We start from the raw sequence: 24,002 nt of genomic DNA, 5'->3' as shown, positions 1-24,002 counted from the left end.
TGCCGGATCTGGAGGAAAGACCGTGTCCAACACGCCCGCCCGTGAGCAGGATGAGCCGGAGGCGTCCCGTGAGGCTCTCCGGCAGCACCAGCAGCTCCTGAAGGAGCTGATGCTGGAGAAGTACGAACCCATCGCCATCGTCGGGGCCGGCATCCGGTTCCCGGGCGGCAACGACACCCCCGAGGGCTTCACCGAGTTCCTGCGCGCCGGGGGTGTGGGAACCGGTCCCATACCCGAATCCCGCTGGAACGTAGCGGAGTTCGCCTCCGGCGGCGAGAACGCCAAGGGCAAGATCCTCCCGCACAGCGGCGGCTTCCTGGACGGCATCGACCTCTTCGACCCGCGCTTCTTCAACATCTCCCCCAAGGAGGCCCAGTACATCGACCCGCAGCAGCGGCTCGTACTGGAGACGGCCTGGGAGGCGCTGGAGCACGCCAACATCGACCCGACCGGCCTGCGCGGCGGCACCGGCGGCGTCTACGTCGGCATCAGCTGCGTCGACTACACCATCGAGATCGACGACCTGGCCTACGACGAGCTGGACGCCAACGTCGGCACCGGTACGGCCCACAGCGTCGCGGCCGGCCGCATCTCCTACTTCCTCGGCATGCGCGGCCCGAGCATGGCGATCGACACCGCCTGCTCCTCCTCGCTGGTCGCCCTGCACCTCGCGGTCGAGGGGCTGCGCCGCGGCGAGTGCGAGATCGCGCTGTGCGGCGGCGTCAACGCCATCCACCACCCGCGCAACCACATCGTCTTCTCCCAGGCGGGCATGCTCTCGCCCGACGGCACGTGCAAGACCTTCGACGACTCGGCCGACGGCTACAGCCGCGCCGAGGGCTGTGGCATGGTCGTCCTCAAGCGGCTGTCCGACGCCCTGCGCGACGGCGACCACGTGATCGCCCTGGTCCGTGGCACGGCCGTGCGCCAGGACGGCGAGAGCGGCGGCCTGACCGTCCCCAACGGCTCCGCGCAGGAACAGGTGATGCGTGCCGCGCTGGGCGCGGCGATGCTGGAGCCCGCCGACGTCTCCTACGTCGAGGCGCACGGCACCGGAACCTCGCTCGGCGACCCCATCGAGATGGGCGCCATCAGCGGTGTCTTCTCCCGCTCGCACACCGCGGACGCGCCGCTCGTCGTCGGCTCGCTCAAGAGCAACATCGGCCACATGGAGGCCGCGGCCGGCATCGGCGGCGTCGTCAAGGCCGCGCTCCAGCTGCAGCACGGCGAGATCTACCCGCACCTGCACGTGGACAAGCCCTCCTCGCACATCCCGTGGGCGACCATGCCCGTCGAGGTGCCGGCCGAGGGCCGCCCCTGGACCGCCCCGGTCCGCCGCGCCCTGATCAACTCCTTCGGCTTCCAGGGCACCATCGCCTCCGCCGTACTGGAGCAGCCCCCGGCGCCCGCCGGGCCGCGGGCCGGGCAGGCCGAGGACGAGGACCGGACCGCCGCAGCGGACACCGGGCACGTCTTCACCCTCTCGGCCAAGGGCGAGAAGGCCCTGGCCCTCCAGGCCGGGAACTACCGCGCCTTCCTCGCCGACAACCCGGACGTCGACCTCGCCGACCTCTGCTACACCGGCAACGTCGGCCGCGCCCACTTCGGCACCCGCCTGACCGGTGTCGTCCGCGACCGCGCCGAGCTCGCGGCGCTGCTGGACAAGCCCCCCGCGGCCGCCTCCGACCTGCGCAAGGTCGCGCTGCTCTTCACCGGGCAGGGCTCGCAGTACCCCGGCATGGGCCGCTCGCTGTACGAGGCGTACCCGGTCTTCCGCGAGCACCTGGACGCCTGCGACCTGCTGTTCACCGAGGCCGTCGGCAGGTCCGTCAAGGACCTCGTCCTGGGCACCGCGGACGACGGCGAGGCGATCCACGAGACCCGGTACACCCAGCCGGCGCTGTTCGCCCTGGAGTACGCCACCGCGAAGCTCTGGCTGAGCTGGGGCATCGAGCCGAGCGTCCTGATCGGCCACAGCATCGGCGAGGTCGTCGCCGCGGCGATCGGCGGGCTGTTCTCGCTGGAGGACGCCGTGCGCCTGGTGGCCGCCCGCGCCCGGCTGATGCAGTCGGTGACCGCGCCCGGCGGCATGGTCGCCGTGACGGCGCCCGCCGAGGAGGTGGCGCCGCTGCTGGAGTCCTACCCGGACGTCTCCTTCGCCGCGTTCAACGCCCCCGGCCAGTGCGTGGTCTCGGGCGGCAGCGCGTCGCTCGCCGAGATCGTCGCCGCGCTCACCGAGCGCGAGGTGAAGACGAAGGCGCTGCCGGTCTCGCACGCCTTCCACTCACCGCTGATGCACGAGGTGTTCGACGCGTTCCGCGAGGTCGTCGCCACCATCGACTTCCGGGTGCCCGAGCTGACCCTGGTCTCCAACCTGACCGGCCGGGTCGCCGATCCGGCCGAGCTGGCCACCCCCGAGTACTGGGTGCGGCACATCGGCGAGCCGGTCGACTTCAGCGCCGGCATGGCCGCGATCGGCGCCCGCGGCCGCCACGTCTTCATCGAGGTCGGCCCCGCCGCCACCCTGCTGGGCCTGGGCCGGCGCATCCTCGACGCCCGCGACCACGTGTGGGTGGCCAGCTCCGGGGCCGAGGACACCGGCGGCGCCACCGCCCGCAAGGCGCTCACCGACGTCTACGCCGCGGGCCTGCACGTCGACTGGGCCGGCTACCACGCGGGCCGGCCGCACCGCCGCGTCCGGCTGCCGCGCACGGTCTTCGACCGCAAGCGCTACTGGCTCCCGATCAGCGGGGTCCGGCACTCCAAGGAGCTCGTGGCCGACGCCTCGCGCGTCCACCACCCGCTGCTCGGCCAGGAGGTCACCGACGCCGCGGGCCGGGAGCGGGGCGTACGCGAGTTCGCCGCGGTCATCGGTCCCGACCGCCCGGCCCACCTCGCCGACCACGTGGTCATGGGCCAGGTGGTCTTCCCCGGAGCGGGCTACGTCGAGATCCTGCTGGCTCTGCAGGACGCCGTGTACGGCGAGACGGGCCGGCCGCTTCAGGGCGTGGACATCCTCGAACCGCTGATCCTCACCGAGGAGCAGCCCACCGAGGTCCGCACCCGCCTGACGGAACGGCCGGACGGCGGCGCCGAGGTGGAGATCGTCAGCCGGGTCGACGGCTCCGGCCGGGCCATCGAGCGACGGCACGCCGTCGCACGGATCGCCGCCGGCTGGACCCTCCTGCCGGAGCTGGAACGGGCCGCCGCGCAACTGTCCGCGCGGGCCGCCGCCGAACCGGGCGAGCAGGCCCCGGCCCCGCGCCACGCGGACGACCTGTACGCCGACTTCGCCGACCTCGGCCTGGAGTACGGCCCCGAGTTCCGGCGCATCGAGCTGCTGACCCGCGAGGGCGACGGCGTGGCCGTCGCACGGCTCCTGGGCCGGCCGGCCGGCCCGGTGGAGCACATGCCGCCGTCCGTGCTCGACAACGTCATCCAGTCCCTCGCGGCCGTCCTCGACAACGGCCACACCTACCTGCCGGTCGCCTTCGGCACCTTCCAGCTGCTGAAGAAGCCCAAGCAGGGCGTCCTGCGCAGCCTGGCCCGGATCACCGGCGAGGAGAGCGCCGACGGCGAACTCACCGCCGACCTGCTGCTGCTGGAGGGCGACCGGCCGCTGTTCATCGTGCGCGACCTGGGCTTCAAGCGGGTGGCCAACACCGCCGGCGGCCCCCGCCGCCGCTTCTTCCACACCCCGCGCTGGACCAAGCGTTCGCTGGTGCGGCGCGCCGCGGAGGGCGCCGCCCGCCGGATCCTGGTGGTCGGACGGGAGGAGGAGGCCCTCGCCGGGGCGGTCTGCGAGCTCGCGGCCGCGGACGTCGCCCTGGCGTTCGCACCGGACGCCGGATCGGCGGCCCGCGCGGCCCAGGCCCTGGCGGGCCGGCCCACCGACGTGGCCTGGTTCTGGCGTGACCTGCCGGGCCCGGTCACCGAGGAACGGCTGCGCGCCGAGTCCGAGGCCAACTACCGGGACCTGCTGGCGCTGCTGGCCTCGCTGGAGCAGCAGGGCTTCGGCCGCGAGCAGCGGCTGTGGCTGGTCACCGAGGGGGCGCAGCGGCTGCCGGGCGACGTGCCCGCGCCGGGTGCCGGTGCCGTGCCCGCCTCCTCCCTGTGGGGCTTCGGCCTGTCCCTGTGGAGCGAGTACCCGACGTACAAGGTCACCCTGGTCGACCTGCCGGAGGGCGGCGACGCGCGGTCGCTGGCCGACGAGTGGCTGGCCGCGGAGGCCGAGGAGTTCCAGATCGGCTACCGGGCGGGCAACCGGCACGTGCGCCGGCTGCGCCCGGTGGAGCCGGCCGCCGCGGACGAGGCGAACTTCGAGCTCGGTGTCACGGAGTACGGCGAGTTCTCCCACATCAAGCCGGTCCCGCTGGCCGACGTCGCCCCGCAGGGGGACGAGGTGCAGGTCCGGGTGCACGCCGCCGGCCTCAACTTCAAGGACGTCCTCAACGCCCTCGGCCTGCTCAAACAGCACGCCGAGGACACCGGGGTGCCCTACCGGCCGCTGCCCCTCGGCTTCGAGGGCGCCGGTACGGTCGTCGCGGCCGGCCCGGACGCCGAGTTCGCCCCGGGCGACGAGGTCGTCCTGAGCCACCTCGGCTGCATGAAGCGCCGGGTGACGGTGCCGTCCGCCATGGCGGTGCGCAAGCCCGCCAACGTCGGCTTCGCCGAGGCGGCCGGTCTGGCCACCGCGTACGTGACCGCGTACTACGCCCTGCACGACCTGGCCGGCATCAAGGCCGGCGACAGGGTCCTGGTACACGCCGCCGCGGGCGGGGTCGGGCAGGCCGCGGTGCAGCTCGCGAAGCTCGCCGGGGCCGAGGTCATCGCCACGGCCAGTCCCCGCAAGCAGGCCCTGCTCCGCGCCCAGGGCGTCGAGCACGTTCTGAACTCCCGCTCGCCGGAGTTCGCCGAGCGGATCCTGGATATCACCGGCGGCGCGGGGGTCGACATCGTCCTCAACAGCCTGAACAAGGAGTACATCGCCGAGGGCATGCGGGCGCTGGGCCGGGGCGGGCGCTTCGTGGAGCTCGGCAAGATCGGCATCTGGTCGGCGGAGCAGGCGCGCGAGGCACGGCCGGACGTGGCCTACCACAACTTCGACCTCAGCGAGTTCCCCGAGCACGAGCTGCGCGCGGTGAACAAGCAGATCCTGGAGACCGTCGCCGGCCTCCTGGAGCGGGAGGAGATCCGGCCGCTCCCGACGACCTCGTACTCCCTGGACGAGATCGAGGAGGCGTTCGGCGTCCTCAGCCGGGGCGCGAACGTCGGCAAGCTCGTCCTGGACCTCTCCGGACCGGGCGACCGACCGGCCCGGCCGGTGGAGATCGCCGCCGACCGCACCTACCTGATCACAGGTGGTCTGGGTGCCATCGGCACCGTCACCGCCGAACGCCTGGTCGCCCTCGGCGCCCGGCACATCGCTCTGGTCAGCCGCCGCGCCGTGTCCGCCGAGCGGACCGCGGCCATCGCGGCGGGCCTCGGCGAGGGGGTGTCGGTGACCGCCTACCAGGGCGACATCGCCCGTGCCGAGGACGTACGGCGCATCGCCGAGGACCTGAGGGCGACCGGCAGGCCGCTGGCGGGTGTCTTCCACGGCGCGGGCGTCCTGGCCGACATGCCGATCTCGGCGATGGACTGGGAGAGCGTCGAGAAGGTCTTCGAGGCCAAGGTGTTCGGCACCTGGCAGCTCGACCAGGTCCTGCGGACCTTCCCCGAGGAGCCGTTCCTGGTGGGCTACTCCTCGGTGGCCTCGGTGCTGGGACCGGTGGCGCAGGGCAACTACGCGGCGGGCAACGCCTTCATCGACGCGGTGATGCAGTGGCGTTCCGCGGCGGGCCTGCCGGGCCTCAGCATCGGCTGGGGACCGTGGGCCGAGGTCGGCATGGCCGCGAACCTCAGCGCCGACCTGATCCGCGGCATCGAGGGCCAGGGCATGCGGTTCCTGAAGCCGACGGACGGTGCGCGGTGCCTGTTCAAGGCGCTGGGCGGCAGCGAATCGCACGTCACCGTCGGCGAGTTCGACTGGGACCGGTACGCGTCGGGGCGTCCCGCGGTCAGCGCGCTCTACCGGGAGGTGGCGCGGGCGTCCGCCGCGGCGGTGCGCCAGGTCGACCTGGAGGCACTGCGGGCGCTCCCCCGGTCCGAGCGCCGGGCCACCGTCAACGAGCTGATCCGCGAACGGATCGCCGTGCTCCTGCACTTCGAGGGCGCGGACGACGTGCCGGCGGACGCGAAGTTCACCGAGCTGGGACTCGACTCCCTGGTGGCCGTCGAGCTGAAGAACGCCCTGGAGGCGGGCTTCCAGGTGCCGCTGCCGACGTCGATCGTGTTCGACTACCCGTCGATCCTGCTGCTGGCCGCGTACCTGGACCAGGAGATCGCCCCGCCGGCCGCGGACGAGGCGGCCGGGGGCCGGGAGCCGAAGGACGTCCGGGAGCTGTCCGAGGCGGACGCCGACGCCGAACTCGCCGACCTCATGGACCTGTGACGCGGTGAAGGAGTACATCGAGTCCCTGTCGGGGCTCTCCCACAAGCAGCTGGTCCTGATGCTGGCGCGGCAGCGGCTGCGCGAGAGCGAGGGCATCGCCGTCACCGGTCTCGCCTGCCGCCTGCCGGGCGGTCTGGACAGCCCCCGGCAGTACTGGGAGGCGCTGCGGGACGGCCGGGTGGTGGCCGGTGGCGGCGGGATACCCGTCGACTCCGCCGGCCGCCCCCGGTGGAACGTGTCCGCGCCCGATCTGGCCCCCCTGGCCGGACTGCTCGGCCAGGGCTCCTACCTGGCCGACATCGACCTCTTCGACGCCGAGCGCTTCGGCATCGGCGAGGAGGAGGCGGCCTTCATGGACCCGCAGCAGCGGCTGCTGCTGACCGTGGCGGCCGAGGCGCTCCGGGACGCGGGGACCGAGCCCGGCACGGACACCCGGGTCGGGGTGTTCGCCGGGGTGAGCACCGTCGAGTACAACTACGCCTGCCTGCGCAACGGGGTGGGGCCCGAGGGCCTGTCCCCGTACATGGGCACCGGTGGCGCGCTGAGCGCCACCGCGGCCCGCGTCGCCACCGGACTGCGGCTCGGCGGGCCGGTGCTCACCGTCGACACGGCCTGCTCCTCGGCGCTCACCGCGCTGCACCTGGCCTCGCACGCGCTGCGGGCCCGCGAGTGCGACCTCGCCGTGGTGGGCGCCTGCCACCTGCTGCTCGCGCCGTTCACCACGGCCGTGTTCGCCCGGGCGGGCATGGTCTCGCCGACGGGCCGCAGCCGGCCCTTCGACGCGGCGGCCGACGGGCACGTGCGGGGCGAGGGCTGCGGGGTACTGGTGCTCAAGCGGCGGTCCGACGCCAAGGCGGACGGGGACGTCCCGTACGCCGTCATCCGCGGCAGCGGCATCCACCAGCACGGCGACCGGCCCGCCATGGCCGCGGCGTCCGCGCTGGGCCAGCGCCGGGTGATCGCGGACACGCTGCGCACCGCCGGGATCGACCCGCACGCCGTGCACTACGTCGAGGCGCAGGCCAACGGCTCGAAGCTGGGCGGGGTCATCGAGGCGGAGACGCTCGCCGGCGTCTACGGCCGGGACGTGCCGGACGCCCCCGAGCTGCTCGTCGGCTCGGCCAAGGGCACCCTCGGCTACCTGGAGACGGCGTCCGGCGCGGCCGGCCTGATCAAGACCGTACTGGCGCTGAACCACCGCACGGTACCGGTGCAGCCCGGCTTCGACGTGCCGGACCCGGCGATCCCGTGGCGGCGCCTGGCCCTGCGGGTGCCGACCGCCTCGACGCCGTGGCCGGACGGGCCGCGGCGGCTGGCCGGGGTCAGCGCGTTCGGCTTCACCGGGACCAACGCGCACGTGCTGATGGAGGGCGTGGACGGGCCCGTGCGGGAGGCCCCCGGGCCGGTTCCCGTACGCGGCCGGCGGTACTGGCCGGAGGGCAACCAGTGGACTTGAGGAGCGAGGAGCCGGACATGTACCACCCGCAGTTGCAGACGCTGGACCGGACGGTGGCCTTCCACGCCGCCGAACGCCCCGACCGCACGGCCGTGGTCTGCGAGGGCCGCGAGGTCGGCTACGGGGAGTTGCACCGGCGCAGCAACCGCACGGCGCGGGCGCTGCACGCCGCCGGGGCGGTGCGCGGGTCCCGGGTGGCGTATCTGGGCAAGGAGTCGGAGCACTACTACGACATCCTCTTCGGCTGCGCGAAGGCCGGCACGGTCCTGGTGCCCATCAACTGGCGGCTGACGGCCTCCGAGGTGGACCACATCCTGCGCGACTCGGGGACGGGTCTGCTCTTCGTCGAGGACGAGTTCCTCGACGTCGCGCGGAAGGCGGCCGCCGACCTGCCGTCGCAGGTGCTGATCGTCCCCCTCGACGGGCCGGACGGGCCCGGCAGCGGCTTCACCGCGTGGCAGTCGGGGCACTCGGTCGCCGACCCGGAGACGTCCGCCGGCCCCGACGATCCCCTCGCGCAGATCTACACGAGCGGCACCACGGGCCTGCCCAAGGGGGTGGTCCTCGCGCACCGCAGCTTCTTCAAGGTGCGGGACGCCCTGGAGTCCGAGCAACTGAGGTGGATCGACTGGCGTGAGGACGACGTCAGCCTCATCGGCATCCCCGGTTTCCACATCGGCGGCCTGTGGTGGGCCACGCAGGGCTTCAACGCGGGGGTCACCAACGTCGCGATGCGGATGTTCGTCAGCGGTGAGGCGGTCCGGCTGATCCGTGAGCACGGGGTCAGCACGACCTGCCTGGTCCCGGCGATGCTCCAGATGATGCTGGCCGAACCGGGCGCGGGCGCGGCCGACTTCGCGACCCTGCGCAAGATCGTCTACGGCGGTTCGCCGATCTCCGAGAGCCTGCTCCAGGAGTGCCTGGAGCGGATCGGCTGCGAGTTCGCGCAGATCTACGGGCTCACCGAGACGGGCAACACCGCCGTGTGCCTGCCGCCGCACGAGCACGTGGCCGGCGGGGCCCGGCTGAAGGCGGCGGGGCGGCCCTACCCGGGCTTCGGTGCCAAGGTGATCGACCGGGCGGGCCGGGAGCTGCCCACGGGCGCCGTCGGCGAGGTGTGCCTGCGCACTCCGTCGCGGATGCTCTCGTACTGGGGGCTGCCCGAGGCCACGGCCGACACCCTCGTGGACGGCTGGATCCACACCGGGGACGCCGGCTACCTCGACGACGGCGGCTACGTGTTCATCTGCGACCGGATCAAGGACACGATCATCGTCGCCGGCGAGAACGTATATCCGGCCGAGATCGAGAACGCGCTCGCCCGCCACGGGTCCGTGGTCGAGGCGGCGGTCGTGGGCGTTCCGGATGAGCGCTGGGGGGAGGCGATCCACGCGTTCGTCGTGGTCAGGCCCGGGCACGAGGTCAGTCCGCGGCAGCTCGTGCTCTCCCTCAAGGGCACGATCGCCGACTTCAAGATTCCGTCCGGTTTCGAGTTCATCGAGACCCTCCCGCGCAACCCGAGTGGAAAGATCCTCCGGCGGGAGCTGCGCGACCGGTTCTGGCAGGACCGGGAACGTCAGGTCAACTGACGTCCAGGGGTGCCCGGTTCGGCGCCCGTTCCCCCCACTTCCCGTCCCGACCACGCGAGAAAGCAGGCAGCCGGATGGCTTCCCTCAGCACCATACGCAACGTCATCAACGCCGTGTCGTACGTCTCCGTCAAGGCGGCCGGGGGCCCGGCCTGGAAGCTGTTCCTCGGCGCGCCGCCCCGCACGCCGGTCCGGCCCGAGCAGCGGGAGGTCCACGACCGCGCGGAGCAGGACACCCTCACGGTCGGCGGACGCGAGATCCGCACGTACCGCTGGGGCAGCGGCGGGAAGCCCGTCCTGCTGGTGCACGGCGTGAGCGGGCGGGCCGCGAACTTCGCCGGCTTCGTCCCGGGCATCGAGGCCCTCGGCCTGACCGCCGTCGCCTACGACGCCCCCGGGCACGGCGCGTCGGCCGGTTCGACCTGCACCATCCTCGAACACGGCGCGGTCATGCGGGCGGTGCAGGAGCGGTACGGCGACTTCCACGCGGTCGTCGGGCACTCCTTCGGCGGCACCTCCGCCTACCTGGCGGCCCGCGGCGGCCTGGTCACCGAGCGGCTCGTGTCCCTCTCCTCCGTGGCGGACTTCGGTTCGCTGCCGGAGACCTTCTGCGGCCAGCTCGGCCTGCGTCCCGCCCTCGCCACCGAACTGCGGCGGCGCAGCGAGCTGCACTTCGCCCCCGAGCGGGACATCTGGAACCGCTTCTCCGCCGACCACCGGCCGGAGGAGGTCACGGCGCGGATCCTCGTCGTCCACGACGAGAACGACCGCGAGGTCGGCGTCGACCAGGGCCGTCGGCTGGCCGCGAGCTACGGCGACCGGGCGGAGCTGCTCATCACGCGCAAGCTCGGCCACCGCCGGATCCTGGGCGACCCCGAGGTCATCGGCAGGGTCCTGGACTTCCTCAAGGACTGAACCGGCGGGCGGCGGCGGGCCGGCGGACGGAACAGACGAGCGGACGAGCAGACGGGCGGACGAGAGAGCGATGAGCAGCAAGCCTGGGACCACAGCCGGCCACCCGGAGCGGCCCGCGCCGGCCGAACCGATCGCCGTGATCGCCATGGCCTGCCGCCTGCCGGGCGCGGCCGGTCCACGGGACTTCTGGCGCCTCCTGCGGGACGGCGCGAGCGGTGTCACGGACGTGCCCGCCGACCGCTGGGACGCGGAGGAGTTCCACGACGGCGACGCCCGGCGGCCGGGCACCGCGAACGCGCGGCGCGGCGGCTTCCTCGACGACGTCGCCGGCTTCGACGCGGAGTTCTTCGGGATCTCCCCACTGGAGGCCGAGGCGATGGACCCGCAGCAGCGGCTCGTGCTGGAACTGGGCTGGGAGGCCTTCGAGAACGCCGGCCTGCGCCCGTCCGAGGTCCGCGGCAGCGGCGCGGGCGTCTTCGTCGGCGCCATCGCCGCGGACTACGAGGCCCTGCTCGCGCAGCAGGGCCCCGAGGCGATCGGCCCGTACGCCTTCACCGGTCTGCAGCGGGCGCTCGTCGCCAACCGCCTCTCCTACACCTTCGGTCTCACCGGTCCCAGCATGACCGTGGACACCGGCCAGTCCTCCTCCCTGGTCGCCGTCCACCTGGCCTGTGAGAGCCTGCGCCGCGGCGAGTCCGAGATCGCCCTCGCCGGCGGCGTGCACCTCAACCTGATCCCGGAGAGCGCCGTGCGCGCCGCGCGGTTCGGGGTGCTCTCCCCGGACGGCGAGTGCTACACCTTCGACTCCCGCGCCAACGGCTTCGTACGCGGCGAGGGCGCCGCCGTGGTCCTGCTCAAGCCGCTGGCCCGGGCGCTCGCCGACGAGGACGAGATCGTCTGCGTCGTCCACGGCAGCGCCGTCAACAACGACGGCCGCGGCGAGGGGCTCGGCGTGCCGAACCCCGACGCCCAGGGGGACGTCATCCGCGCCGCCCTGCGGCAGGCGGGCGTCGGGGCGTCCGACATCGGCTACGTGGAACTGCACGGCACCGGCACCCGGCGCGGCGACCGGCTGGAGGCCGAGGCGCTGGGCGGCGTGTTCACGGCCGGCCGTGAGGCCGTCGGCCCGCTGCGGGTCGGCTCGGTGAAGACGAACATCGGCCACCTGGAGGGCGCGGCGGGCATCGCCGGACTGCTCAAGGCGGCCCTCAGCATCCGGCACGGGGAGATCCCCCGCAGCCGCAACTTCGAGCAGCCCGGCGACCTCGTGCCCCTGGACCGGCTGGGGCTCGCCGTCCAGAAGGAGCACGGCGCGTGGCCCGGCGGGAGCCGCCCGCGGCTGGCCGGGGTCAGCTCGTTCGGCGTCGGCGGCACCAACTGCCACGTGATCCTGGGCGAGGCCCCGCCGCGGCCGGCCCCCGCTCCGGCACGGGAGAGCGCCGCGGGCGCCGTCGTACCGTGGGTGCTCTCCGCCCGCAGCACCTCGGCGCTGCGCGACCAGGCCCGGGCCCTCGGCGAGCGCTTCGCCACCGACCTCGGCCTGACCCCCGCCGACGTGTCCTACGCGCTGGCCGCGACCCGCGACCGGATGGAACACCGGGCCGTGCTCGTGGCGGGCACGAGGGAGGAGTTCCTCGCCGGACTGGAGGCCCTCGCGCAGGGCCGCCCCGCACCGGGACTCGTCCGCGGACGGGTGCGCCGGCCGGCCCGTACCGTCTTCGTCTTCCCCGGCCAGGGCTCGCAGTGGGAGGGCATGGCGCTGGAGCTGATGGAGTCCTCGGAGGTCTTCCGGGCCTCGATCGAGGAGTGCGCCGAGGCCCTCGCCCCCCACACCGACTGGTCGTTGACGGAGGTCCTGCGGGGCGCACCCGGGGCGCCCGGCCTGGACCGGGTGGACGTGGTCCAGCCCGTGCTGTTCTCGGTGATGGTGTCGCTGGCCGCGCTGTGGCGCGCGCACGGCGTGGAACCGGAAGCCGTGGTCGGCCACTCGCAGGGGGAGATCGCCGCAGCCTGCGTGTCGGGGGCGCTGGACCTGGCGGACGCCGCCCGCGTGGTCGCCCTGCGCAGCCGGGCCATCGTCCGCCTCGCAGGCACCGGCGGCATGATGTCGGTGGCGCTGTCCCCGCGGGAACTTCGCCCGCTGCTCGCCCGGCATCCGGGGGAGCTGGCCCTGGCCGTGGTCAACGGCCCCTCGTCGGCGGTGGCCGGAGGATCCCCGCAGGCGCTCGCCGCCCTGCGCGCGGCCTGCGAGGAGAGCGGCGTCCGTACGCACACCCTCCCGGTCGACTACGCCTCGCACTCCCCTCAGGTGGAGAGCATCGCCGACGAGGTGCGCACGGCCCTGGACGGCATCCGGCCGCGCACGGCCCGGATCCCCTACTGCTCCAGCACCACCGGGGAGTTCCTGGACACCGAGGTGCTCGACGGCGACTACTGGTACCACAACCTGCGCGACACCGTGCGCTTCGACCGCTCCACGCAGACCCTGCTGGAGGCCGGCTTCGACCTGTTCATCGAGGTCAGCCCGCACGCCGTGCTGGCCGCCGGGCTCGCCGACACCCTGGAGTCGCGCCCGGCCGGGGACGGCGCCGGCATCGGCGTGGTGGGCACCCTCGCCCGGGACGAGGGCGGCCCGGACCGGTTCCTGCTGTCGCTGGGCGAGGCGCACGCCCACGGCGCCGCGGCCGACCTGGCCGCGGTGGCCTCGGCCGCCGGGGGCCGCCGCGTCCCGCTGCCCACCTACCCCTTCCAGCGGCGCCGGCACTGGCTGCGCACCCGGCCGCGCACCGCGGCCCCGGTCCCCGCCGAGGCGGTCGGGACGGCCGAGCCGGTCCTGCGGTCGCCCGCGGCGGTACCGGCCGGGGAACCCTCCGGCACGGACCCGCTGGACCCGCCGGACCCGCTGGACCGGCCGGACCCGCCGGACCCGCTGGACCTCGTACGCGGCCACGCCGCCGCACTGCTCGGCCACGCGGACCCGGCGGACATCGACCCGTACGCCGCCTTCCGCGACCTCGGCTTCAGCTCCCTGACCCTGGTGCAGCTGCGGCGGCGGCTCGCCGAGTCCACCGGACTGCGGCTGCCCGCCACCCTGCTCTTCGACTTCCCCACGCCCGACGCCACCGCGCGGCGGCTGCGGGAACTGCGCGAACCGGACACCGGCCGGTCCGACGGGCCCGCGGGAGCGCCGGGCCCCACGGACCCGCGGGAGGACGGCGACCCCGTCGTCATCGTGTCGATGGCCTGCCGCTACCCCGGAGGCGTCGGCTCCCCCGAGGACCTCTGGCGGCTCGTCACCGAGGGCGGCGACGCCATGTCGGAGTTCCCCGCCGACCGCGGCTGGGACCTCGCCGCCCTGCACGACCCGGATCCCGCCCGCCCGGGCACCACGTACGCCCGCCGGGCCGGATTCCTGCTGGACGCGGCCCGCTTCGACGCGGCCCTGTTCGGGATCAGCCCGCGCGAGGCCCTCGCGATGGACCCGCAGCAGCGGATCATGCTGGAACTGGCCTGGGAGACCTTCGAACGGGCGGGCATCGACCCCCGGTCGGTCCGCGGCCGGCGCACCGGCGTGTTCGTCGGCGCCATGCCCTCCGGATACGGTCCCCCGCTGCACGAGGCCCCGAGGAACGCCGAGGGCCACCTGCTGACGGGCTCCGCGCCCAGCGTCATATCCGGCCGGATCAGCTACGTCCTCGGGCTCCGGGGCCCCGCGCTGACCGTGGACACCGCATGCTCGTCCTCCCTCGTCTCCCTGCACCTGGCCGCGCAGGCCATCGAGCGCGGCGAGTGCGACGCGGCGCTCGCCGGAGGCGTCACCGTCATGGCCAACCCGGGCATGTTCACCGAGTTCAGCCGCCAGCGCGGGCTGGCCGCCGACGGCCTGTGCAAGGCGTACTCCGCCGACGCCGACGGCACCGGCTGGAGCGAGGGCGCCGGTCTGCTGCTGCTGGAACGGCTCTCGGATGCGCGCCGCCACGGTCACCCGGTCCTCGCCGTCCTCAGGGGCACCGCCACCAACCAGGACGGTGCCAGCAACGGGCTGACCGCCCCGCACGGCCCCTCCCAGGAGCGGGTCATCCGCGCGGCCCTCGACGCGGCCGGGCTCGCCCCGCACGAGGTGGACGCGGTCGAGGGCCACGGCACGGGCACCGTGCTCGGCGACCCCATCGAGGCGGGGGCGCTGCTGGCCACCTACGGCCGGGACCGGCCGGGCGGTTCCCCGCTGTGGCTGGGCTCCCTCAAGTCGAACATCGGCCACACCCAGGCCGCGGCCGGCGTCGCCGGAGTGATCAAGACCGTCCTCGCGATGCGCCACGGCCTGCTCCCGCGCACCCTGCACGCCCGGACCCCCTCACCGCACATCGACTGGTCGGCGGGCGCCGTGCGGCTGCTGCAGGAACCCCGGCCCTGGCCCGCGGCCACTGCCCCGCGCCGGGCCGCCGTCTCCTCCTTCGGCATCAGCGGCACCAACGCGCACGTGATCGTCGAGGAACCGCCCGCACCGGCCCCCGGCCCGGCCGCCGCTCCGGCACCCCTCCCGGCCGCCGCGCCGGCCCCCGTACCGGCCCCCGGCCCGGCCGCCGCTCCCGGGGTGGGGGACGTACCGCTCCCGCCCGGCGTGCCCGTCGCCTGGCCGCTGTCGGCCGCCGACGAGGACGCGCTGCGCGCGACCGCCGCGCGACTGCGCGACGCACTGGGCACCGGACGGCCTCCCGCACCGGTCGACGTCGGCCACTCGCTGGCCGCGGGCCGCGCCGCCCTCGCCCACCGCGCCGTGGTCCTCGCCACCGGCCACGAGGAGTTCGCGGCGGCACTGACGGCCCTCGCGGACGGCGCGGCGACCACCTCCGTCCACCGGGGGACCGCCGGCTCCGCCCCGGGCGGACTCGCCTTCCTCTTCACCGGGCAGGGCAGTCAGCGTCCCGGCATGGGCCGCGAGCTGTACGAGGCCTTCCCCGTGTTCGCCCGGGCCCTCGACGAGGTGTGCGGGCACCTCGACGCCCTCCTCGAAGGCCCGCTGAGGACCGTCATGTTCGCCGCGGAGGGCACCGCCGGGGCGGCGCTGCTCGACCGTACGGAATGGACGCAGCCGGCCCTGTTCGCCTTCGAGGTCGCACTCTTCCGGCTGGTCGAGGCGTGGGGCCTGCGCCCGGACCGGCTGCTCGGGCACTCCGTCGGCGAGCTCGCCGCCGCCCATGTGGCGGGCGTGCTGTCGCTGCCGGACGCCTGCACCCTGGTCGCGGCCCGGGCCCGGCTGATGGGGGCGCTGCCCGAGGGCGGCGCCATGGCCGCGCTGCACGCGCCCGAGGACGAGGTGCTCGGCTGGCTCGCCGGGCACGAGGACGTCGCGGGCGTCGCCGCCGTCAACGGCCCCCGCTCGGTCGTGGTGTCCGGCGACGAGGGCGTCGTCGGGGAACTCCTGCGGCGCTGCCTGGAGTCGGGCCGGCGCGGCAAGCTCCTCAACGTCAGCCACGCCTTCCACTCGCCGCTCATGGAACCGATGCTGGAGCGCTTCGCGGCCGTCGCCCGGTCCGTGACGTACCACCCGCCGCGGATCCCCGTCGTCTCGCACCGCACCGGGCGGCCGGTGCCCGCCGCCGAGCTGTGCACCGCCGAGCACTGGGTGGAGCACGTCCGCCTTCCGGTGCACTTCCTCGGCGGGATGACCGCGCTCGCCGGGGCCGGCCTACGGGCCTGCCTGGAGCTGGGCCCCGACGGCGTGCTCAGCGCCATGGCCCGCTCGTGCCTGGCCGAGCCGGGGAAGGCCGTTCTGGCCGCGGCGGCCCGCCGGGGCCGGCCGGAGCCCGCCACGCTGCTCGGCGCCCTCGCCGAACTGCACGTGCGCGGCACCTCCGTGGCCTGGGACCGGGTGCTGTCCGGCCGTGGCGCCCGCCGGGTGGAACTGCCCGCCTACCCCTTCGGGGGCGACGCGTACTGGCTGCCGCTGCCCGGTCCGGCCGACGGTGGCCTGGCCGCGGCGGGGATCGCGGCGAGCGGCCACCCGCTGCTCGGCGCGGAGATCGAACTCCCCAGTCAGGACGCCCTGTTGTTCACCTCCCGGCTTTCGGTGGAGAGCCACCCGTGGCTGGCCGATCACGTCGTGCGGGGCGCGGTCCTGGTGCCCGGTGCGGCCTTCGTCGAGATCGCCCTGCAGGCCGGCGCGGCCGTCGGGGCCGCGGGCATCGCCGAACTGGTGCTGCGGCGCCCGCTCGCACTGGCTCCGGGGGTGGCCGTGGACCTGCGCTGCCAGGTCGGGGCCCCCGGCCCGGACGGCGCGCGCACCGTCACCGTGCATTCCCGGCCGGCCGGTGCGGCCCGCGGCGAGCCGTGGACCGATCACGCCGGTGGCCTGCTGGAGGTGCCGGAACCGCCGCACGTACGCCCTGACGGGCCGTCCGCGGACTCGGCGGACTCGGCGGACCCGGCGGAGAGGGACCGGACCCCGGGCGGGGCGTTGCCGGAGGGCACCTACGAGCGGCTGGCCGCACTCGGGTTCGCGTACGGGCCGGGCTTCCGCGGGCTGCGGTCGATGCGGCGCGCCGACGGCGCGCTGTTCGCCGAGGTGGCCCTGCCGGACGGCTCCCGGCCCGCGGGGACGGCCTTCACGGTGCACCCCGCGCTGCTGGACGCCGCCCTCCACCCCTTCCTGGTGGACTCGCTCGACTCCGGCGGGCAGGAGACCCCGCTGCCCTTCGTGTGGCGCGGGGTACGGGCCCACGGCGCCGGGGCCGGAGCCGCCCGGGTGCGGCTGGACGCGCGGCCGGGCGCGGGCACGTTCGCGCTGGAGCTGACGGACGACGGGGGACGGCCGCTGCTGACGGCCGAGTCGGTGGTGTTCCGGTCCCGGCCGGCCGGGGACGACGCGGCGACCGGCCTGCTGGTGCTCGACTGGTCACCGGCGGCCGAACCGGAGACCGGGCCCGTGAGCGAACCGGAGAGCGGGCGGGCGTCCCGGCCCGCCGCCGACTCCGTACCCGTACCCGCGTCCGCGTCCGTACCCGCCGCCTCCGTACCCGCGTCCGCGTCCGCGTCCGTACGCACGGGGCGCTGGGCCGTGCTCGGGTCCGACAGCCTGGGTCTGGCCACGGCGTTCAAGGCGCGGGACATCGCGGTGACCCCGTTCGTGGACCTGCTCGCCCTGGACGGGACTCTGGGCGCCGCGCGGGAGGTCCCGGACGTCGTGTTCGTCACGGCCCGCGGCGAGGCCCCGGACACCGTCGACGCGACCCGTTCCGCCGCGCAGCGCACCCTGCTGCTGCTGCAGGAGTGGCTGACGGACACCCGGCTCGGCGACAGCAGGCTGGTGTTCGTCACCTCGGGCGCCGTGGCCGCGACGGCCGCCGACGAGGTCGGCGACCTGGCCGGCGCCGCCCTGTGGGGGATGGTGCGCAGCGCGCAGACGGAGCACCCCGGCCGGTTCGTCCTGGTCGACGTGGCCCCGGACGAGGAGGTCGACGTGCGGGCGCTGGCCTCGGTCGTGGCCTCCGGCGCCGCGCAGTCCGCGATCCGGGCGGGCACGGTGCTGCACCCGGCCCTGACCCGGGCCGCCACCGCCGCGGGCGGGCTGGAGCCGGCGGCGCCCGCGTGGGGCCCGCACGGCACGGTGCTGGTGACCGGCGGCACCGGCGCCCTCGGCGCCCTGCTGGCCGAGCACCTGGTGCGCCGTCACGGGGTGCGCGACCTGCTGCTGCTCAGCCGCAGCGGGCCGCAGGCCCCGGGCGCCGGGCGGCTGGTGGCCGACCTGGCGGAGCTGGGGGCGTCGGCCACCGTCGTGGCGTGCGACGCCTCCGACGCGGGGGCGCTGGCCTCCGTGCTGGCGGACGTACCGGCCGACCGGCCCCTGACGGCCGTGGTGCACGCGGCCGGGATCACCGACGACTCCACGATCACGGGGCTCACCCCGCGCCGGCTGGAGCGGGTGCTGAAGGCCAAGGCGGCGGCGGCCCTGAACCTGCACCGGCTGACGGCGGGGGCGCCGCTGCGGGCGTTCGTCATGTTCTCCTCGGTCATGGGGCTGCTCGGTGGCGCCGGGCAGGCCAACTACGCGGCTGCCAACGCCCAGTTGGATGCGCTGGCCCTGCGCCGGCGGGAACTCGGCCTGCCGGGCCTGTCACTGGCCTGGGGGCTGTGGGGCGGTTGTGGGATGGGCGGCCGGCTGTCGGCGGCGGATCTGGCCCGCATGGCGCGCAGCGGCCTGGCCCCGCTCTCGGTGGAGCAGGGGCTGGAGCTGTTCGACGCGGCCTGCGCGGGCGACCGGGCGGTGGTCGCCCCGGTCGCCCTGGCGCCCGCCGCGCTGCGGGGTGACGGGCGCCGGCTGCCCGCGCTGCTGCGAGGTCTCGCCGGTGGCGGCGGGGTGTCCCCGGCCGGCCCCACGGGGGTGGATTCCCCGGGGGAGGCCCTGCGCGGGCTGCCGGCGGCGGAGCGGCGGGCGGAGCTGGTCGAGATCGTCCGCCGCCGGGTCGCCGAGGTACTGGGACATGCCGGGGCGGACGCGGTGGCCGCGGACCGTGACTTCTGGGAACTGGGCCTGGATTCGCTGACCGCACTGGAGCTGACCGGCAGGCTCGCCGCGGAGGCGGGGGTGCGGCTGGGTGCGACGGCGGCCTTCGACCACCCGACGGCGGTGGCCCTCGCCGCCCACCTGGACTCCGAGATGGACGGGGCGTGAGAACGGCAGCCGCCGCGGGGTGTGCCCGCGGCGGCGGCCGGTACGGATCAGTGCGCGAGGGCCGCGCGCAGGATGTCCACGACGGCGCCGCGGTGCGCGGCGGCGAGGAGGAAGAAGTGGTCGCCGTCGAAGCGGCGGACCCGGCAGGGTCCGGTGGTGTGCTCGGCCCAGCCGTCGAGCGGTTCGTGCGGGACCAGCGGATCGGCCGTGCCGCCGATGACGTGCAGGGGCACGTCGAGCTTCACGTCCTCGAACCCCACGGCGGCCTCCCGGCTGAGGTCGATGTCGGCGCGCAGGACGCGCGTGACGTGGGCGAGCATGTCCGGGTCCTGCAGGACCCAGTCCGGGGTGCCGCCGCCGTCCCGCAGCAGCCGGACGGCGTCCTCCTCGGTGCTGGTGGTGTGGGCCCGGCGCGGGGTCCGGCCGGGGGCCTGGCCGCTGATGACGGCGGCGCGGCAGTGCGGGCCGAGGAGCTGCGCGGCGCGGGTCGCGAGGAGCGCGCCGAGGCTGTGGCCGAAGACCACGGTGGGCAGCGGGTCCCGGCCGAGCACCTCGTCGGTGACGGAGTCCAGCACCTCGTCGAGACGGCAGCCGGGGGTCTCGCCGAAGCGGCGTTCCCGGCCGGGCAGCGACAGCCCGAGCACTTCGACGTCGTCGGGCAGCGGATCGACCAGGGGAAAGAGGGTGTTGGGGCCGGCGCCGGAGTGCGGGAACACCAGCAGGCGCAGCCTGGGCGCGGCCGCCTCCCGGAGCCGCAGCAGCGGCCACCAGGGGGCGGCGGAGGAGGACTTCGCCGTGGTCGTGCCGTCCGTCCCGGTCACGGGCAGTGGATGATCTGGCCGGCGTAGGACAGGCCGCCGCCGAACGCGAAGAGCAGCACGGGCGCCCCCTTCGCGATCTCGCCGCGCTCCACGAGCTTGGAGAGCGCGAGCGGGATGCTGGCGGCCGAGGTGTTGCCGGAGTCGACGACGTCCTTGGCGATGACGGCGTTGACCGCGCCGATCTTCCGGGCCAGGGGCTCGATGATCCGCAGGTTGGCCTGGTGCAGGACGACGCCGCCCAGGTCCTCGGGCTTGACTCCCGCCCGCTCGCACACCTGGAGCGCGACCTTCGGCAGGGCGGTGGTGGCCCAGCGGTACACCGACTGCCCCTCCTGGGAGAAGGTGTGGGACGGCGCCTCGATGCGGACGGCGTGCCCCATCTCGGGTACGGATCCCCACACGACCGGGCTGATCAGGGACTCCTCGGAGGCGACCACCACGGCCGCTCCGGCTCCGTCGCCGATGAGCACGCAGGTGGTGCGGTCGGTCCAGTCGGCGAAATCCGTCAGCTTCTCCACGCCGATGACGAGTGCCTTCGTCGCGGATCCGGTCCGGATGCTCTGGTCCGCCAGCGCCATGGCGTGCGGAAATCCAGAGCACGCCGTGTTCACGTCAATTGCGGCCGGGGCCTGGGCGCCCACGGCGGCTGCGACGCGGGCCGCCATGTTGGGAGAGCGGTCCTGCGCCGTACAGGTGGCCACGATGACAAAATCTATGTCCGCTCCGGTCAGCCCCGCATTGGCCAGAGCGTTCGCTGCGGCCTTCGCCGCCATGTCCGAGACCGACTCGTCCGCGGCGGCCACCCGGCGGGTCTTGATCCCGACCCGGCTCTGAATCCACTCGTCACTGGTCTCGACCATTTGCTCCAGATCGGCATTGGTCAAAACTTTTGACGGCTGATAGTGGCCGAAGGAAAGGACGCGGGACCCGACCATCAGTGTTTCTCCTCGTTCCATGGACCCTGACCCGGATCCGGATTGACCCATGGTCAGCCTATGCAGCGGAGCGGCCGCCCTCATGCGGCGTTCACGCCCACCAGTTGATCCGCGCCACAGTCGTCCAGGGACGGGGCATGGGTCAAGATCGCGTGCTGAAGTCGCTGGAGGCGGGGGGCGGGCTCGATGCCGTGATCCTCGACCAGGTTCCGCCGGACCCTGCTGTACGTCGCCAGCGCCTCGGCGGTCCGCCCGCTCCGGTAGAGCGCCACCATCAGGTAGGCGTAAAGGTTCTCCCATGTGGACCGGTCGTCGAGCAGTGCATATATCTCGCCGACGAGGGCCTTGTGGTTCCCGAGTTCCAGCTCCAGCTCGAACCGCTGCTCGTGCGCGAATGACCGACGCTCGTCGAGACGACGCCCGAGGGATTCGAATGCCGGAATGCTGCGCAGATCCTCCAGGGCCTGTCCGCGCCACAATGAAATAGCCCGCTCGAATGTCGCGGAAGCCTTTTCCCGCTCACCTACCCGACGCAATCCCCGGGCTATTCCGAGCAACTGGTCGAATTCATAGACATCGAGCTCGCAGCCGATGAGCCGCAGCCTGTATCCGGGCGGCTGCGTGGTGATGAGAGCGGCGCCGTCGAGATCGAGGCCCTGGAGGTGCTTGCGGAGCTTGGACACGTAGACGTGCAGGGCGGTGGAGGCGGTCTGCGGGGGAGCCCCCGACCACAGGGCCTCGATGAGCCGGCCCGAGGACACCGCCTCGCCGTGGTGGGCACAGAGATAGGCCAGCAGGGAGCGGAGCTTCAGCGCTCTCGGTGAAACCTGCACCCCGTCCGCGGTCTCTATCTCAACTGGTCCGAGCACTTGAAACTTCACGACATTCCCCCTGGTAGACCTCTTCACCACGAAGGGGACGCGAACAACCGGCCTGCAACGCGCAGCCCCCTTCCGCACCCCTAGATCTTTCACGGGCGACCCAGATCGAGTCAAGCGACTCATCTCGGATCCGAGGAACGCCCGAGGCATCGAGATCGAATCGCCGGATTGCGAACGGTCCACCCGAATCGGCACTTCTCACACTCATCCGGGATGACCCGATTCCGATTGTTCGTCACCAGCGAGCAGTCATTTCTCGCCAATGCGCCCCAGCCATTCAGGACAAATTCAAACGGCTTGAAACCGACCCTGGATGGCGGACGAAACCACCTCGAACCGGGCGCCGGGCGGCCCAACCGCCGCCCCGGACCGCCCCGGCCCGCCCCACCCGCCCACACGAACCACGCGACGCGAACTCGAACACGTTCGGTGCAACCGCCACGCACGCCCCGTCGTCCCCATCGGCAAGGCGTTCGCGTGTTCCGAAAATATGTTCGCATCGACCGATCGGTATGCGTACGCTGAACGCGCTTCATTTTTTGAACTCGTTCAACATCAAGGGGGGACCGGTGCACCACCACCGCGTCATGATCTCGGCTGCCGTCGTAGCGGCGGCCATCGGCTTCGTACCGACCGCGGCCCAGGCCGCCGACCAGCCCGCGGAGCGCAAGGGGAGCGTCTCCGCACAGGTGGAGTCCGCGAGGGCGGCAGCGGCGAAGTCCGCCGTCTTCCACAGCCCCGCCGAGCGCACGGTCCGCACGACCGGCAAGGCGGCGGCCTCTCCGCAGGCCGCAGGAGCCGTGAAGGACAACACCGCCCTCGCGGTCGACCTGCGCGCCTCGGCCACCACCGCGCGCGGCATCAGCCTCGCGTCCCGGATCACCACCGGCGTCGACACCCCCGTCCGGGTCGACATCGACTGGGGCGACGGCAGGACCGACACCGAGCACGTCACCAGGACGAAGCTCCTCACCTCGGAGCACACCTTCGCCGAGGTCGGGAAGCACAAGGTCACGGTCACCCTGACCGACCAGAACAACAACGTGACCGCCACCAACAGCGTCGAGGTCCAGTCCCTCGGCTCCAAGTTCACCCCGCACGCCCCGACCCGGCTGCTCGACACCCGTGCCGGCATCGGCGGCAGCAACCGCCCGGTCACCCCGTACGGCGTAACCCGGGTGAGGGTCGGCGGCAACAGTGGCATTCCGGCCGACGTGACCGCCGTGGCGCTCAACCTCACCGTCGTCAGCCCCCGTTCGGCCGGCCACATCACGGCCTACCCGTCGGGCACGGTGCAGCCGACCACCTCGAACGTCAACTTCGTCGAGGGCCAGACCGTGCCGAACATGACGATCGTGCCGGTCGGTGCGGACGGCTACGTGGAACTCGTCAACCGCAGCTACGGCGACGTCGACCTGCTCGCGGACGTCACGGGGTACTTCAGCCGCTCGGCCGCCGCCGGCGGCTACACCTCGCTGGACCCGTTCCGCATCGCCGACAGCCGTACGGGCCAGGGCACCCGGGGTCAGGTCGCCGGACAGAGCACCTTCGATCTCCAGGTCGCCGGCAACGGCTCGGTCCCGGCGAGCGGTGTCACCGCGGTGGCCCTCAACGTCACCGTCACCGCCCCCCGCGGGGCGGGGCACCTGACCGTCTTCCCGAGCGGGCAGGCGGCGCCGGGCACGTCGAACGTGAACTTCAAGGCCGGCCAGACCATCGCGAACTCGGTGATCGTCCCGGTGGGCCCCGACGGCAGGATCAGCGTCCGCAACGGCGCCTGGGACCCGGCCGACGTCATCGTGGACGTCGTGGGCTACTACAGCCCCGGCAGCAAGGCCTCCTACGTCCCCACCCGGCCGACGCGTCTGCACGACTCGCGCGAGTGGGACTTCCCGGTCGAGGGGCAGGACTTCCGCTGGCTGCCGCTGGCGGACGGCAGCACGACGGTCACGGCGTTCGTCCTGAACACCACGGTCACCGAAACCCGGGGCAGCGGGCACCTCACGGTCGCCCCGGACCCGTACACCTGGCCCCAGCGCGAGAGCGGGACCGCGCCCAGGCCGACCCCGCCGAACTCCTCCAACCTGAACTGGACGAAGGGCGAGACCGTCCCCAACCTGGTCCAGGCGAGCACCGGAACCACCGGCGTCATCGACTTCTGGAACCGCGGCTGGGACCGGACGCACCTGATCGTCGACATGTTCGGCCTCTACGAGAAGGACTGACCCGCCGGGCGGCCCCG

At 74.0% G+C, this 24,002-nt stretch carries 9 protein-coding genes; 6 read left to right on the top strand and 3 right to left on the bottom strand.

Annotation, left to right across the window (positions count from 1 at the left end; all coding sequences use genetic code 11):
* The first annotated feature begins 22 nt into the window (after positions 1-22).
* From ACIPXC_RS14015 to ACIPXC_RS13995, 5 genes are all read left to right on the top strand, one after another.
* The gene (locus ACIPXC_RS14015; RefSeq protein WP_401616724.1) at positions 23-6,493 is read left to right on the top strand and encodes an SDR family NAD(P)-dependent oxidoreductase; all 6,471 of its coding nucleotides are present in this window, start codon (positions 23-25) and stop codon (positions 6,491-6,493) included.
* Positions 6,494-6,497: 4 nt separating this feature from the next.
* Positions 6,498-7,949 (top strand): polyketide synthase, encoded by a 1,452-nt coding sequence (locus ACIPXC_RS14010; protein WP_401616721.1) that lies wholly within the window; start codon positions 6,498-6,500, stop codon positions 7,947-7,949.
* A gap of 17 nt (positions 7,950-7,966) precedes the next feature.
* Entirely contained in the window at positions 7,967-9,538 is a 1,572-nt protein-coding gene (locus ACIPXC_RS14005) for a fatty acid--CoA ligase (RefSeq protein WP_401616718.1), read from the top strand.
* A gap of 74 nt (positions 9,539-9,612) precedes the next feature.
* Entirely contained in the window at positions 9,613-10,452 is an 840-nt protein-coding gene (locus ACIPXC_RS14000) for an alpha/beta fold hydrolase (RefSeq protein WP_401616715.1), read from the top strand.
* 70 nt (positions 10,453-10,522) lie between these two features.
* On the top strand, positions 10,523-19,123 hold the full coding sequence (locus tag ACIPXC_RS13995; protein ID WP_401616712.1) for a type I polyketide synthase: 8,601 nt from the start codon (positions 10,523-10,525) through the stop codon (positions 19,121-19,123).
* Between the two features lie 47 nt (positions 19,124-19,170).
* Here ACIPXC_RS13995 and ACIPXC_RS13990 read toward each other — a convergent pair whose 3' ends face one another.
* From ACIPXC_RS13990 to ACIPXC_RS13980, 3 genes are all read right to left on the bottom strand, one after another.
* Positions 19,171-19,944, bottom strand: a complete 774-nt coding sequence (locus ACIPXC_RS13990; RefSeq protein ID WP_401616709.1) for a thioesterase II family protein — start codon at positions 19,942-19,944, stop codon at positions 19,171-19,173.
* Positions 19,941-20,879, bottom strand: a complete 939-nt coding sequence (locus tag ACIPXC_RS13985) for a beta-ketoacyl-ACP synthase III (RefSeq protein WP_401616706.1) — start codon at positions 20,877-20,879, stop codon at positions 19,941-19,943. The genes ACIPXC_RS13990 and ACIPXC_RS13985 overlap by 4 nt, the downstream gene beginning before the upstream one ends.
* A gap of 80 nt (positions 20,880-20,959) precedes the next feature.
* Positions 20,960-21,748, bottom strand: coding sequence for a BTAD domain-containing putative transcriptional regulator (locus ACIPXC_RS13980; RefSeq protein ID WP_401616703.1), 789 nt, complete (start codon positions 21,746-21,748; stop codon positions 20,960-20,962).
* Positions 21,749-22,272: 524 nt separating this feature from the next.
* Between ACIPXC_RS13980 and ACIPXC_RS13975 the strand changes: the two genes are divergently transcribed.
* Positions 22,273-23,985, top strand: coding sequence for a hypothetical protein (locus ACIPXC_RS13975; protein ID WP_401616700.1), 1,713 nt, complete (start codon positions 22,273-22,275; stop codon positions 23,983-23,985).
* The last annotated feature ends 17 nt before the right edge of the window (positions 23,986-24,002 follow it).

This window comes from Streptomyces sp. NPDC090021 (genome assembly GCF_044748225.1).
In the GTDB taxonomy this organism is placed as follows: Bacteria; Actinomycetota; Actinomycetes; order Streptomycetales; family Streptomycetaceae; genus Streptomyces.
The sequence above is the reverse complement of the archived record's forward strand: the minus strand, read 5'-3'. Positions and strand labels throughout refer to the sequence as shown.